Here is a 12,865-nt window from a genome sequence, read left to right on the forward strand (position 1 = left end):
AACCTCACATTCGGAAGACGCCGAAGTTCGACGTCCCCTCGATGGGTCCATTGGCAATGGCGGACAGGCACATACCGAGTACTGCCCGGGTGTCGCGGGGATCGATCACCCCGTCGTCGTACAGCCGCCCGGACATGAACATGGGTAGCGACTCGGCCTCGATCTGTGCCTCGATAGCCGCCTTCATCGCGGCATCGGCGTCCTCGTTGACGGCCTGACCCCGTGCCGCCGCGGCGGCACGGCTGACGATGGAGATGACGCCCGCGAGCTGAGTGCCGCCCATCACCGCCGACTTGGCGCTGGGCCAAGCGAACAGGAAGCGAGGGTCGTACGCGCGGCCACACATGCCGTAATGCCCGGCGCCGTAGGAGGCGCCGACGATCAGGGACAGATGCGGAACGGTCGAGTTCGACACGGCATTGATCATCATCGAGCCATGCTTGATCATGCCGCCCTCTTCGTATTCCTTGCCCACCATGTAGCCGGTGGTGTTGTGCACGAAGAGAAGTGGCGTGTTGGTCTGATTGGCCAACTGGATGAACTGGGTGGCCTTCTGTGCCTCCTCACTGAAGAGCACGCCGCGTGCGTTGGCCAGGATTCCGATCGGGTACCCGTGCAGCCGGGCCCAGCCGGTCACCAGTGAGGAGCCGTACTGCTCCTTGAACTCGTCGAACTCGGAACCGTCCACGATCCGTGCGATGACCTCGCGCGGATCGAACGGGATGCGTAGATCCCCGGGCACGATCCCGATGAGCTCCTCTTGGTCGGCGACCGGTTCGATCACCGCCGCGGGCTTGGGGCCCTTCTTCACCCAGTTCAGGCGTGACACGATCTGTCGGCCCAGGCGCACGGCATCCTGTTCGTCGACCGCCAGGTAGTCGCCCAAACCGGAAACACGCGAGTGCATTTCGGCGCCACCCAGGGATTCGTCGTCGGACTCCTCGCCGGTTGCCATCTTGACCAGCGGCGGGCCGGCGAGGAACACCTTGGAGCGCTCCTTGATCATCACCACGTGGTCGGACATACCGGGGATGTAGGCGCCACCGGCGGTCGAGTTGCCGAAGACCAGGGCGATCGTCGGTATGCCCGCAGCCGAGAGTCGAGTGAGATCGCGGAACATCTGCCCGCCGGGGACGAAGACTTCCTTCTGGGTGGGTAGGTCCGCGCCGCCGGATTCCACCAGTGAGATCACGGGCAGCCGGTTCTTGAAGGCAATATCGTTGGCCCGCAATACCTTGCGCAGTGTCCAGGGATTGCTGGTGCCACCCTTGACGGTGGGGTCGTTGGCCACGATCATGCACTCGACACCCTCGACCACGCCGATGCCGGTGACCAGCGAGGCGCCGACGGTGAAATCGCTGCCCCACGCCGCGAGCGGACACAGCTCCAGGAAGGGGGAGTCGGGGTCGATCAGCAGCTCGATGCGCTCCCGTGCCAGCAGCTTGCCGCGTTCGTGGTGGCGGGCAACGTATTTGTCACCGCCCCCGGCAAGAGCCTTCGCGGTCTCGGCATTGACCTCGGCCAGCTTGATCTGCATGGCCTCGGCCGCGGCCGCGTATTCGGGCGAGTTGGTGTTGACGGCGGTGCGCAGGATCGTCATGACTGGTACCCCAAGAGCTTGGCGGCCAGCGAGGTGAGGATCTCGGTGGTGCCGCCACCGATCCCGATGATGCGCATATCGCGGTACTGGCGTTCGATCTCGCTCTCGGACATGTACCCCATGCCTCCGAACAACTGGACGCCCTGGTTGGCCACCCATTCACCGGCCTCCACGGCGGTGTTCTTGGCAAAGCAGACCTCGGCGATGAGGTTGGTCTCGCCGGCGATCGCACGATCGACCAGCGCGTGTGTGTAGACCCGCGCGACGTCGACACGGCGCGCCATCTCCGCGAGCGTGTTCTGCACGGACTGCCGGGAAATGAGCGGGCGTCCGAAGGTTTCCCGGTTCCGGCACCATTCCACCGTCAGGTCCAGACAGCGCTGCGCGCTCGCATATGCCTGGGCGGCAAGACCGATGCGTTCCGATACGAAAGCGCCGGCAATCTGTGCGAAGCCGGTGTTCTCGGCGCCCACCAGGTTCTCGGCGGGGACGCGCACGTCGGTGAAGGACAGCTCGGCGGTGTCCGAGGAACGCCAGCCCATCTTCTCCAGGCGGCGGGCCACCTCGAATCCCGGTGTGTCCTTGTCGATCAGCAGCAGCGAGACCCCCGCCGCGCCCGCTCCGCCGGTGCGGACCGCTGTCACCACATAGTCGGCGCGCACGCCAGACGTGATGAAGGTCTTGGCGCCGTTGACGATGTAGTGATCGCCATCCCGCTTGGCCGATGTGGTCAGGTGCCCGACATCGGACCCGCCGCCGGGCTCGGTGATGGCCAGCGAGCCGATCAGGTCACCGGCCAGGGTGGGCTTCACATAGTTGTCGATGAGCCGCTGATCGCCGGAGGCGATCATGTGCGGTGTGGAGATTCCACAGGTGAACAGGGATGCGAACACGCCACCGGGCACGCCCGCATAATGCAGTTCCTCACACACGATCACCGGGTCGATGGCATCGCCGCCCCCGCCGCCGACCTCCTCGGGTGAGCCGGGGCCAAGCAGTCCCAAATCGCCTGCCTTGCGGTGCAATTCGCGGGGGAGCAGGCCCTCACGTTCCCACTCGGTGACGTTCGGCAGGATCTCGCGCTCGGCGAAGTCGCGCACCGTCTCCCGAAGCGCCTTACGCTCGGGCGTGTTCCAAGAATTCACGGCGGTCACTTTCCTTCTAACAGGGATTCGGGGATGTCGATCTCGCGGGAACGCAACCATTCGCCAATGCCCTTGGCTTGCGGGTCAAACCGGGCTTGATAGGCCACACCCTTGCCGAGGATTCCTTGGATGACGAAGTTCACGGCCCGAAGTTTGGGCAGTAGATAGCGCGCAATCTCCAATTGTTCGGTTTCCGGCAACAGCTCTCGCAGCACGTCAACCGTCAAAGCATGTGCAAGCCAACGATATTCCTCGTCGGTGCGTACCCAGACACCGACGTTGGCGCTGCCGCCCTTGTCGCCGCTGCGGGCTCCGGCGATGGTTCCCAGGGGAACCCGACGGACCGGCCCGGTGGGCAGCGGCTCGGGGAGTGCGGCCGCGGGAGCATCGGCGAGCGGCAGAGTCTGTGAGGCCTGCGCGATGTCGATCCGGGATCCGTCGGCCAGCACTGCCACATGCGGAACCTTCTCCGCGGGCACATATCCCGGAGTGAACACGCCGTACGGCTCGCCCTCCTTGGGGGGTGTGGTGACGTGGAAGCCGGGGTAGCTCGCCAGGGCAAGCTCCACCGCGGCGTTGGAGAACTGGCGGCCTACCTTGTTCGGGTCGGAGTCGCGCACCATGACGTGCAGCAGTGCGCTGGCGGCCTGCTCGGTGTCGGCGTTCGGGTGATCGGTGCGGCCCAGGGTCCACTGAATGTCCTCGGGTGCCGAGGTCATCGAAGACTCCAGCTGCTTGCGGGTCAGGTCTGCCTTGGCGTCGATATCGAGACCGGTCAGCACGAACGTCATCTGGTTGCGGAAGCCGCCCAAGGCATTCAGCGATACCTTCAAGTCCGGTGGCGGTGCCTCGCCCGTCACACCCGAGACGCGTACCCGGTCCGGACCCTCCTGGCTCAGCTCGATGCTGTCGATCCGGGCGGTCACGTCCGGGTTGGCGTACCGGCCTCCGGTGATCTCGTAGAGCAGCTGTGCGGTGACGGTGCCCACGCTGACCGCGCCGCCGGTACCCGCGTGCTTGGTGATCACGGAGGATCCGTCCTCGTGCACCTCGGCCAGCGGGAAGCCGGCATGCGAGAGGTCCGCGATCTCGGTGAAGAAGGCGTAGTTGCCTCCGGTGGCCTGGGTGCCGCACTCGATGATGTGGCCGGCGGCGACAGCCCCGGCGAGCCTGTCGTAGTCGTCGCGGCGCCACCCGAAGTGCGCGGCGGCGGGGCCCACGATCACCGAGGCGTCGGTCACCCGGCCGGTGACCACGACCTCGGCGCCGGAATTGAGGCATTCGACGATGCCCCAGGCGCCAAGGTAGGCATTGGCGGTCAGCGGTGACCCCAGTCCGAGCTCCGCGGCGCGGGGTAGTAGGTCGTCGCCCTCGACGTGCGCGACGTTGGTGGGGATGCCGAGTTTCTCGGAGAGCGCCCGGATGGCGTCCGCCAGACCCGCGGGGTTGAGTCCGCCGGCGTTCGCGACGATCTTCACGCCCTTGTCCTGGGCCAGGCCGAGGCACTGCTCGAGCTGGCGCAGGAAGGTCTTGGCATAGCCGCGCTCGGGAGCCTTGGCACGGTCGCGGCCGAGGATGAGCATCGTCAGCTCGGCCAGATAGTCGCCGGTCAGATAGTCGAGCTCGCCGCCGGTGAGCATCTCGTGCATGGCCGATATTCGGTCCCCGTAAAAGCCTGAACAGTTTCCAATTCGTACCGGCGCAGTGGTCACGGTGGTCCTCTCGAGGTCGGCATCGACTGCTCGTGCGCTGCTAAATTACCCCACCCCTCGAAACGTCAATCTGGCGGTCCAACCAAGTGGTTGGCCGAGCCTGGGCGGCCCCGTCGACACGCCGTCTTATGGTGAGAAAATGCGATACGTATCCGCCGCGACGCGGCGTGTCGGCGCGGATCGAAGGGGGCAAATTTGCAGCTCATGTCCGCTACCGGCTATCGTGTGCTGATTGTCGCTCGTTGCGCCCAACATGTTGGCGCGGCGCGGGCGAATGACACAGAAACCTGAGAAATAAGGAGAGGGCGCGACCATGGCCGTCCCCAAGCGGAGAATGTCCCGCTCCAACACCCGTAGCCGGCGCTCGCAGTGGAAGGCCACCGCCACTGAGCTGGTCAACGTCACTGTCGGCGGACAGAACCACAAGGTTCCCCGTCGTCTGCTCAAGGCTGCCCGCCTCGGGCTCATCGATCTCGACCGTCGCTGAACGCGCCGGGACTGAATCTCAGGCATCCTCAGTAATATCTCAGCCGCACGGTTAACACTGGTGCCTGTGCGAATTCTTGTAGTCGATGACGATCGTGCCGTGCGCGAGTCGTTGCGGCGGTCTCTGTCCTTCAACGGGTACTCGGTGGATCTTGCCGAGGACGGTGTCGATGCGCTGAACGTCATCGCCAACGACCGTCCGGACGCGTTGGTTCTCGACGTGATGATGCCCAAGCTCGACGGCCTCGAAGTGTGTCGTCGCTTGCGCAGCACCGGAGACGATCTGCCGATCTTGGTACTCACCGCCCGCGACTCGGTCTCGGAGCGGGTGGCCGGTCTCGACGCGGGCGCCGACGACTACCTGCCCAAGCCCTTCGCGCTGGAGGAGCTGCTGGCCCGCATGCGGGCGTTGTTGCGCCGGACCACCGTCGACGAGTCGGCGGACGCCGCCACGCTGAGCTTCGGTGACCTGACGCTCGACCCTGTCACCCGCGAAGTACACCGCGGCGCCCGGTCGATCAGCCTCACGCGCACCGAGTTCGCGCTGCTGGAAATGCTCATGGCCAACCCCCGGCGGGTGCTCACACGCAGCCGCATCCTCGAAGAGGTGTGGGGCTTCGACTTCCCGACCTCGGGTAACGCCCTTGAGGTGTATGTCGGCTACCTGCGGCGCAAGACGGAGGCCGAGGGGGAGCTCCGTCTCATCCACACCGTGCGCGGTGTGGGCTATGTGCTGCGGGAGACCCCTCCGTAATCCCCATGGCGACACTACGAATGCGCAGACCTACCTCTGCAATGTTCTCTCCGCTGCGGGCGACTAGCTCATCGGTATCGCTGCGTTGGCGCGTGATGCTGCTCGCGATGTCCATGGTGGCCATGGTCGTGGTGCTGATGGCCGTCGCCTCGTACCTGTTGGTGTCCACGGCGCTGTATCGCGATGTCGACAAGCAGCTCAACGATCGGGCCAATCTGCTCATCGGCAGTGGGCTGTTGTCGGTGGACCCGCGGCGCGCCATCGAGGGCACCGCGTATTCGGCCGATGTCAACGCCAAGCTGATCTTCCCGGGGCTCATCACGTTCTCGGCGACCCAGCAGGGGCAGACCATTCCCTATGGAGCGCCCGAGCAGGCGGTGACCCGCGGCGAGCTGGAACAGTCCCTGCGCACCGTCAATCATCAACGCGTGCTTGCTCTTCGGCTCGACAACGGCAGCACGTTGATCATGGCCAAATCGCTCGATCCCACCGATACCGTGTTGCGACGGCTGGGCTGGGTGTTGTTGATCGTCGGTGGTGTGGGTGTCGCGGTGGCGGCCGCGGCCGGAGCCATGGTGGCCGGCACCGGGTTGCGCCCGGTGGCCAGGCTCACCGACGCGGCCGAGCGTGTGGCCAGAACCGATGATCTACGTCCGATCGCGGTCACCGGCAGCGATGAGTTGGCTCGACTCACCATCAGCTTCAACACGATGCTGCGCGCCCTGGCGGAGTCGCGGGATCGCCAGGCACGACTGGTGACCGATGCGGGCCACGAGCTGCGCACCCCGTTGACCTCGTTGCGCACCAATACCGAGTTGTTGATGGCCGCCATGCAGCCGGGCGCTCCCCGTCTGCCGGACGAAGAGATGCAGGCCCTACAGCAAGATGTGATCGCCCAAATCGAGGAATTGTCCACCCTGGTTGGCGATTTGGTTGACCTGGCGCGTGGCGACGGTGCCGACATCGTGCACGAGCCGGTCGACTTGGTCGAGGTGGTGGAAGGCACGCTGGAGCGAGTCCGCCGCCGCCGCAATGACATCGAATTCGATGTGATCATGCAGCCCTGGCAGGTGTACGGCGATGCCGCGGGGTTGTCGCGAGCGGTTCTGAATCTGCTCGACAACGCCGCGAAGTGGAGCCCATCGGGCACCACGGTCTCGGTGCGCCTGGCTCAAGTCGACGCCGCACACGCCGAACTGGTGATCTCCGACCGCGGTCCCGGGATCCCGCCCGCCGAACGGGATCTGGTCTTCGAACGGTTTTACCGGGCCACCCCGGCGCGGGGAATGCCGGGATCCGGTTTGGGGTTAGCCATCGTGAAACAGGTCGTGCTCAAACATGGTGGCGCCATTAAGGTTGAGGAGACAGAGCCCGGTGCGGTGGTCGATGGTGATCCGGCCCCGGGGACGTCCATGCACGTGCTCCTTCCGGGTCGTCCCGGACCCGTCGGACCGCCCAACATGGGTGATACGACCGGCCGCCGGAACTCTGTGTCAAACGCGAGAGAGATCTCAGTGGATTCTCAGTCCGCTCCGGCAGCGTGGCACCCGAGCTAGACGATCATGAACGCCTATGAAGGACTTGTGAGGAAGCAGCTATGACCAACGACCCCCACGGCGGCTGGGCGTATCGGCCGTCGGGCCCGTATTCGGGGCAGCCTGGGCATCACGCGCCGACCCATCACGCGCAGTCCGGTCACCACTACCAGGGGCAGGCATACGGCTATCCGTCGCAGCAGCCGAATCAGCAGCGTCCGGCTCAGCAGCCGCCGCGCCAGCCCAAGGGTCGAAGCAACGGTGGGCTCGTGGTCGGTGCCGTGGCTCTGGCGCTGGTCTCCGGCGGTCTGGGTGGCACGGTGGGTGCCGTGGTCGCCGACCGTCAACACAGGGCACCCGTGGCCACCAGCAGCACCGGCCTGACACCCATCTCGCCGGGACGCCCACCTGCCGCGCAGCCGGTCGCCTCGCTTCCCGCCGGATCGGTGGAACAGGTTGCAGCGAAGGTGCTTCCGAGCGTCGTGAAGCTTGAGACGGTGATGGGTCGGTCCAGTGAAGAGGGATCCGGGGTGATCCTCTCGGCAGACGGCTTGGTGCTCACCAACGCGCATGTGGTGCAGGCAGCGGGGGAGCCCGGCGCCAAGACCACCGCCACCATCGCCGGTGGAAAGAACTCGCCCTTCACCGTGGTGGGCATCGATCCGGGCACCGATATCGCGGTGGTCCGGATCGGCGGAGCTTCCGGATTGACACCCATCGCGCTCGGCTCCTCTGCGAATTTGGTTGTGGGCCAATCGGTTGTCGCGATCGGCTCGCCTCTGGGGCTTGACGGCACGGTGACCACCGGCATCGTCAGCTCACTGAACCGTCCGGTGTTCACCGCCGGGCAGGCCGGTAACCAGGACACCGTGCTGGACGCCATACAGACCGATGCGGCCATCAACCCGGGCAACTCTGGTGGTGCGCTGGTCAACCTGAACGGCGAGCTGGTGGGGATCAACTCGGCCATCGCGACCATGGGCGGCGATTCCAGCGGCGAGACGCAGGGTGGATCGATCGGCCTTGGCTTTGCGATTCCGGTCGACCAGGCCAAGCGGATCGCCGATCAGCTGATTGCCAACGGCCACGCCACCCACGCCTCGCTGGGAGTGCGAGTGGGCAACGACAAGGAAGTCCAGGGCGCCAGGATCGTCGAGGTGGTCGCCGGGGGTGCCGCCGAGAAGGCCGGCGTGCCCAATGGTGCCGTCGTCACCAAGGTGGACAACCGCCCGGTGAACAGTGCCGATGGGCTCGTGGCCGCCGTGCGATCCAAGGCTCCCGGTGACAAGGTGACGCTCACGTACACCGACGGCAACGGGGGATCGGAAAAGACCGCCGATGTGACGCTGGGTGAGGTCGCCCGATGACTCAGATGTCCCTGCGAGCGGCTACCGTTGCTTCCATGGCAGAGCTTGAGGCTGGACCGGTGGGGCGATCGCTGGTCGTCATCGTCAACGACAGGACGGCGCACGGTGATCAGGACACCAGCGGTCCGCTCGTCACCGAGCTGCTCTCGGAGGCCGGAATCGTGGTCGACGGTGTGGTGGCGGTCGAGGGTGACCTCTCGGAGATTCAGAACGCCGTCAACACCGCGGTCATCGGTGGCGTGGATCTGGTCGTGACCGTGGGCGGCACCGGTGTCACGCCGCGCGACGTCACTCCCGAGGCCACCCAGCCGCTGCTCGACCGGGAGCTGCTCGGTATCGCCGAGGCCATTCGGTCGTCGGGCCTGGCGGCCGGTGTTACCGAGGCTGGGCTCTCTCGGGGCGTGGCAGGCATTTCGGGCAGCACCTTGGTGGTCAACATCGCAGGAACGCGGGCCGCGGTTCGCGACGGCATGGCCACGGTGACGCCGATGGCCATTCAAATCATCGAGCAGCTATCCAGCCTGGAGATCTGACCGCGTGCCGACCCCAGAGGGTCAGGATTGTGACCTTCGCCACAAAAGTGGTGAAGGCGGAACAACGGCCAGCAATGCGGATATCGACCGGATCTTCGGTCAGACCATGCCGTCCCTGGGGCCGGATGAACGCGACATGAACGATTTGCGGGGCGTTCCCGAAGACGATCGGTGGTTGCGCGATAACGTTCCGCCGCATCACGGCTAAGGAATTCCCGCATATCGAACGCGTAAATTCGGCAGGTGGCGACCTTTGGATACCCATCCGGGGTGACGGTTCCCCCGAAATGCGTGACCGTTTTCTAGCAAATCCTTCGTTCACCCCATTGTTAACCCGCGGATATCTGTGGTTTGGCTAACTTCTTGCTCACGGGTGTGCCCGGAGTCCGGTGATGAGCGCGCGAACAGAACGGTAGTTCAGATTGCCGCGTCGTCAGCGTGCCGTTATCGTCCATCTGTCCGTCGCTAAGGAAATTCTCATGTTCGCCATGAGTGGACTGATAGGAACAGAATGAACCTGTTGGGCAAGGTATCGGGCTGGGCCCGCCGCGGTGTGTTGGCGGTCGGCGCGCTAGCCATGACTCTTGTTGCTCTCTTTGCGACGACGGCGACGGCGCATGCGGGCCTGGATGATGAGCTGACCTTGGTCGACGGCAAGGGGCGCACGCTGAGGATTCAGCAGTGGGACACCTTCCTCAACGGTGTGTTCCCGCTGGACCGCAACCGCCTCACTCGTGAGTGGTTCCACTCCGGTCGCGCGGTCTACGACGTGACAGGCCCGGGTGCTGACGCGTTCGAGGGCACCTTGGAGCTCGGATACCAGGTGGGTTACCCCTGGTCGCTGGGCGTGGGTCTGAACTTCAACTACACGACGCCGAATACTTCGATTCTCTACGGTATTCCGAACGCCTTCGGTGGTAGTCCGGAAGCGTCGTACGTTCAGACGACCAACCTGCTGCCTTCGGCGGGTATCAACGTCGACCTGGGCAACGGACCCGGTATCCAGGAGGTCGCGACCTTCTCGGTGGCGGTGGCGGGCCCCAAGGGCGCGGTTGCGGTGAGCAATGCGCATGGCACGGTGACCGGCGCGGCCGGTGGTGTCCTCCTGCGTCCCTACGCGCGGCTGATCAGCTCCGCGGGTGACAGCGTCACCACCTATGGCGAGACGTGGGATATGAAGTAGCGGGCTGCTCCGCCTACATTCTGTGCTCATGCAGGGCCGACTTCGGCCTGACCGGACGACGAGCTAACCCGGCTTGTGACAGGTGGGTACGTTCAGGGCTCCGCCGTGGGACAGCTTCTTGAATGGTGTGTTTCCGTGAGGTCGCGGCGGCCTCACGTGTGAGCGGTTCCATCCCGGCCGTGCAGTCTTGAGATCGAGCGCTCCGGGCGCCGACGCATTCGAGGGCGCCCCGGATTTCGGTATCGAGTGAGTTGGCCGTAATCGTTGGATGTGGTCTGAACTTCGATGGCACGACGCCGAATGTCTTCGTGTTCTACGGCATTTCGCAGGTGCTCCCGGATGGTTCGCCACGGGCTCCGCACACCCCGATCGCCGACCCGTGGCCTTCTGCGGGTATTGACGGCGACCTGGGCAATGGGCTCGGGTATATGAGGTAGCCACCTCTGCCTTTGATGTGCGAGTGATCGGTAGCGCGGGCGGAGGCGTCCCCGGGGCTCGGCGAGCCCGGTGGATATGCGGTAGTCGCCATTACTCAATAGGCCCTGAGCCAAACGATGATGTCTCGGTCCATCGCATCGTCATCGAATCTGTGCGTCGGCTGTGAGTTAGCTTTCCCGAAACATTCAAGAAACGCGTCGAGATGATTTGGCCGTTACGTTTGGCCCGCCTGAGCAACAATGTGGTCTTGGCGAAGTAGGCATTTGCCCGGCGCACCTGCGCCCCGAGAATTGAGGGAACTAAATGAGAACAGTTGGCATCCGACAGGTTGTGCGCAACACCCTCATGTCGTTGATACTCGTCATCGCCAGCGTGGTCGGCCTGGCGGTCATCGGAACAGGCACCGCCGCCGCGGGGCTGGATGATGAGCTGACCTTGGTCGACGGCAAGGGGCGCACGCTGAGGATTCAGCAGTGGGACACCTTCCTCAACGGTGTGTTCCCGCTGGACCGCAACCGCCTCACTCGTGAGTGGTTCCACTCCGGACGGGCGGCCTATGAGGTGACGGGCCCGGCCGCCGACACATTCGAGGGCACCTTGGAGCTCGGATACCAGGTGGGTTACCCCTGGTCGCTGGGCGTGGGTCTGAACTTCAACTACACGACGCCGAATGTCTCGGTGCTCTACGGTATTCCGAACGCCTTCGGTGGTAGTCCGGAAGCGTCGTACGTTCAGACGACCAACCTGCTGCCTTCGGCGGGTATCAACGTCGACCTGGGCAACGGACCCGGCATTCAGGAAGTAGCCACCTTCTCGGTCGCCATCTCGGGCCCCAAGGGCGCCGTCGCCGTCAGCAACGCACATGGCACCGTCACCGGAGCCGCGGGCGGCGTGCTGCTACGTCCGTTCGCCCGCCTGATCAGTTCCGCGGGCGACAGCGTCACCACCTATGGCGAAACCTGGGACATGAAGTAGTCAGGTCCGGTCAGGCAGAAGAAGGCGTTAGGACGCCTTCTTCTGCTCGGCCAGCAGATCGCGAATCTCGACCAGAAGCTCGGCCTCGGTGGCCGCAGCGGGGTCCTCGCCGGTCTTTTCCAGGCGGTCCTTGAGCGTCTTGTACGGGAGGACGACCAGGAAGTAGACGACGGCCGCGATCAGGACAAAGTTGATCGTCGCGGTGATCAGGACGTTGAAGTCCAGGTACTGCCCGCCGCCGATACCGACCTTCAGTGCTGGGTGATCCGAATTGGGGCCGGTGCCGATGCGGTTGATCAGCGGCTGGATGATGGCGTCGCTGAACTTGGTGACCAGTGCGGTGAAGGCCGCGCCGATGACCACCGCGACCGCGAGGTCAATGACGTTGCCGCGCAGCAGAAAATCTCTGAATCCCTTAAGCATGGTCTGACCCTAACGCAAGGTCAGCGTTACCGCCTGCACTAACGCGGTTGCGGCGACGCGATTTGCCTGCTGTGGCTGCAGTGCGACCATTACCGCCCGCTGCGTCCCAACGCCTTTGGTGGCGGGTTTTGGCGACACCAGCACGACCACGGCGCCGGTGGCCAGTACCGCGGGCTCGGGTGGTGCGGTGTCCGGCGTCCCGGGATCGTGTTCGGCGACGGTGAGGATGTCGACGATGTCTCCGGCGCGGATCATGTCGACGATGGCGGCATCGGCCAGCGGCACCGGCACGATGCGCGCGTCCTTGCCTGCGGACGATTCTGCCAATCTCGGGCCTAAGACCCGTACATCGGTCAGCATCTCGCCGCGACGAACCGGCCCGGCCAGCGTCGCTCCCACGACGGTCCCGGAGCTGGTACTTGCGCCGTCGGGAAGGCTTGTGGCCGAGCGTTTTTCAAGTCGCACGTCATCGGCGGTCACAATCGCGCCCGGAGGGAGATCGTGGGCGGCCACCATTACGTCGGTGCGATCGTTGGCCGGGTCGGGGCGAAAGGCCAGGACGGCTGCGAAGAGCACCAGAATCGCGGCAGCGATCCGGCGGGCCAGGGCCGTTCGGGCCCAGTCGGGACGAAGTGCCGCCGTTATGCGCTGCAGCGCAGTCGGATCCAGGGGCGAGCGGGCCATGCCTTCACGCTAAGGCGACGCGCATCGCGC

The 12,865-nt window shown here is 65.0% G+C and carries 13 protein-coding genes; 8 read left to right on the top strand and 5 right to left on the bottom strand.

Annotation, left to right across the window (positions count from 1 at the left end; all coding sequences use genetic code 11):
- Window positions 1-4: 4 nt before the first annotated feature.
- The 3 genes from MYCSP_RS04730 to MYCSP_RS04740 are packed head-to-tail and all read right to left on the bottom strand — an operon-like array spanning window position 5 to window position 4,457.
- A complete protein-coding gene (locus MYCSP_RS04730; protein ID WP_070912909.1) occupies window positions 5-1,600 on the bottom strand; it encodes an acyl-CoA carboxylase subunit beta in 1,596 nt (531 codons plus the stop codon).
- Entirely contained in the window at window positions 1,597-2,745 is a 1,149-nt protein-coding gene (locus MYCSP_RS04735) for an acyl-CoA dehydrogenase family protein (protein ID WP_162266199.1), read from the bottom strand. The genes MYCSP_RS04730 and MYCSP_RS04735 overlap by 4 nt, the downstream gene beginning before the upstream one ends.
- A 5-nt stretch (window positions 2,746-2,750) precedes the next feature.
- A complete protein-coding gene (locus tag MYCSP_RS04740; protein WP_088413292.1) occupies window positions 2,751-4,457 on the bottom strand; it encodes an acyclic terpene utilization AtuA family protein in 1,707 nt (568 codons plus the stop codon).
- Between the two features lie 313 nt (window positions 4,458-4,770).
- On the opposite strand from MYCSP_RS04740, the gene rpmF reads away from it, so the two are divergent.
- The 8 genes from rpmF (at window position 4,771) to MYCSP_RS04780 (ending at window position 11,728) form a co-directional block, all read left to right on the top strand.
- Window positions 4,771-4,944, top strand: a complete 174-nt coding sequence (gene rpmF / locus MYCSP_RS04745; RefSeq protein ID WP_005063395.1) for a 50S ribosomal protein L32 — start codon at window positions 4,771-4,773, stop codon at window positions 4,942-4,944.
- A 66-nt stretch (window positions 4,945-5,010) separates the two neighbouring features.
- Window positions 5,011-5,697, top strand: coding sequence for a response regulator transcription factor (locus MYCSP_RS04750; protein ID WP_070912908.1), 687 nt, complete (start codon window positions 5,011-5,013; stop codon window positions 5,695-5,697).
- A 5-nt stretch (window positions 5,698-5,702) separates the two neighbouring features.
- Window positions 5,703-7,253 carry a HAMP domain-containing sensor histidine kinase gene (locus tag MYCSP_RS04755; RefSeq protein WP_083336232.1) on the top strand — a complete coding sequence of 517 codons (1,551 nt, stop codon included), beginning with the start codon at window positions 5,703-5,705 and terminating at the stop codon, window positions 7,251-7,253.
- Between the two features lie 41 nt (window positions 7,254-7,294).
- On the top strand, window positions 7,295-8,599 hold the full coding sequence (locus MYCSP_RS04760) for a S1C family serine protease (protein WP_070912906.1): 1,305 nt from the start codon (window positions 7,295-7,297) through the stop codon (window positions 8,597-8,599).
- Window positions 8,600-8,634: 35 nt separating this feature from the next.
- Window positions 8,635-9,132: a MogA/MoaB family molybdenum cofactor biosynthesis protein gene (locus tag MYCSP_RS04765; RefSeq protein ID WP_083016175.1), complete on the top strand. Its 498-nt coding sequence runs from the start codon at window positions 8,635-8,637 to the stop codon at window positions 9,130-9,132.
- A gap of 4 nt (window positions 9,133-9,136) precedes the next feature.
- The gene (locus tag MYCSP_RS04770; RefSeq protein WP_088413293.1) at window positions 9,137-9,340 is read left to right on the top strand and encodes a hypothetical protein; all 204 of its coding nucleotides are present in this window, start codon (window positions 9,137-9,139) and stop codon (window positions 9,338-9,340) included.
- A gap of 303 nt (window positions 9,341-9,643) precedes the next feature.
- Window positions 9,644-10,315, top strand: coding sequence for an MspA family porin (locus tag MYCSP_RS04775; RefSeq protein ID WP_070912903.1), 672 nt, complete (start codon window positions 9,644-9,646; stop codon window positions 10,313-10,315).
- 741 nt (window positions 10,316-11,056) lie between these two features.
- On the top strand, window positions 11,057-11,728 hold the full coding sequence (locus tag MYCSP_RS04780; protein ID WP_088413294.1) for an MspA family porin: 672 nt from the start codon (window positions 11,057-11,059) through the stop codon (window positions 11,726-11,728).
- A 27-nt stretch (window positions 11,729-11,755) separates the two neighbouring features.
- Here the strand turns inward: MYCSP_RS04780 and mscL are convergent, their stop codons facing one another.
- Window positions 11,756-12,151 (bottom strand): large-conductance mechanosensitive channel protein MscL, encoded by a 396-nt coding sequence (gene mscL / locus MYCSP_RS04785; RefSeq protein WP_070912901.1) that lies wholly within the window; start codon window positions 12,149-12,151, stop codon window positions 11,756-11,758.
- Window positions 12,152-12,160: 9 nt separating this feature from the next.
- Window positions 12,161-12,835, bottom strand: coding sequence for an SAF domain-containing protein (locus MYCSP_RS04790; RefSeq protein ID WP_088413295.1), 675 nt, complete (start codon window positions 12,833-12,835; stop codon window positions 12,161-12,163).
- Window positions 12,836-12,865 lie beyond the last annotated feature (30 nt).

It is taken from the genome of Mycobacteroides saopaulense (assembly GCF_001456355.1).
Taxonomy (GTDB): domain Bacteria; phylum Actinomycetota; class Actinomycetes; order Mycobacteriales; family Mycobacteriaceae; genus Mycobacterium; species Mycobacterium saopaulense.

What these genes read in the sequence shown, in the direction of transcription:
- MYCSP_RS04730 (WP_070912909.1), bottom strand. Translation starts at nt 1,600, where the DNA reads ATGACGATCCTGCGCACCGCCGTCAACACCAACTCGCCCGAATACGCG.
- rpmF (WP_005063395.1), top strand. Translation starts at nt 4,771, where the DNA reads ATGGCCGTCCCCAAGCGGAGAATGTCCCGCTCCAACACCCGTAGCCGG.
- MYCSP_RS04755 (WP_083336232.1), top strand. Translation starts at nt 5,703, where the DNA reads ATGGCGACACTACGAATGCGCAGACCTACCTCTGCAATGTTCTCTCCG.
- MYCSP_RS04760 (WP_070912906.1), top strand. Translation starts at nt 7,295, where the DNA reads ATGACCAACGACCCCCACGGCGGCTGGGCGTATCGGCCGTCGGGCCCG.
- MYCSP_RS04765 (WP_083016175.1), top strand. Translation starts at nt 8,635, where the DNA reads ATGGCAGAGCTTGAGGCTGGACCGGTGGGGCGATCGCTGGTCGTCATC.
- MYCSP_RS04775 (WP_070912903.1), top strand. Translation starts at nt 9,644, where the DNA reads ATGAACCTGTTGGGCAAGGTATCGGGCTGGGCCCGCCGCGGTGTGTTG.
- MYCSP_RS04780 (WP_088413294.1), top strand. Translation starts at nt 11,057, where the DNA reads ATGAGAACAGTTGGCATCCGACAGGTTGTGCGCAACACCCTCATGTCG.
- mscL (WP_070912901.1), bottom strand. Translation starts at nt 12,151, where the DNA reads ATGCTTAAGGGATTCAGAGATTTTCTGCTGCGCGGCAACGTCATTGAC.
- MYCSP_RS04790 (WP_088413295.1), bottom strand. Translation starts at nt 12,835, where the DNA reads ATGGCCCGCTCGCCCCTGGATCCGACTGCGCTGCAGCGCATAACGGCG.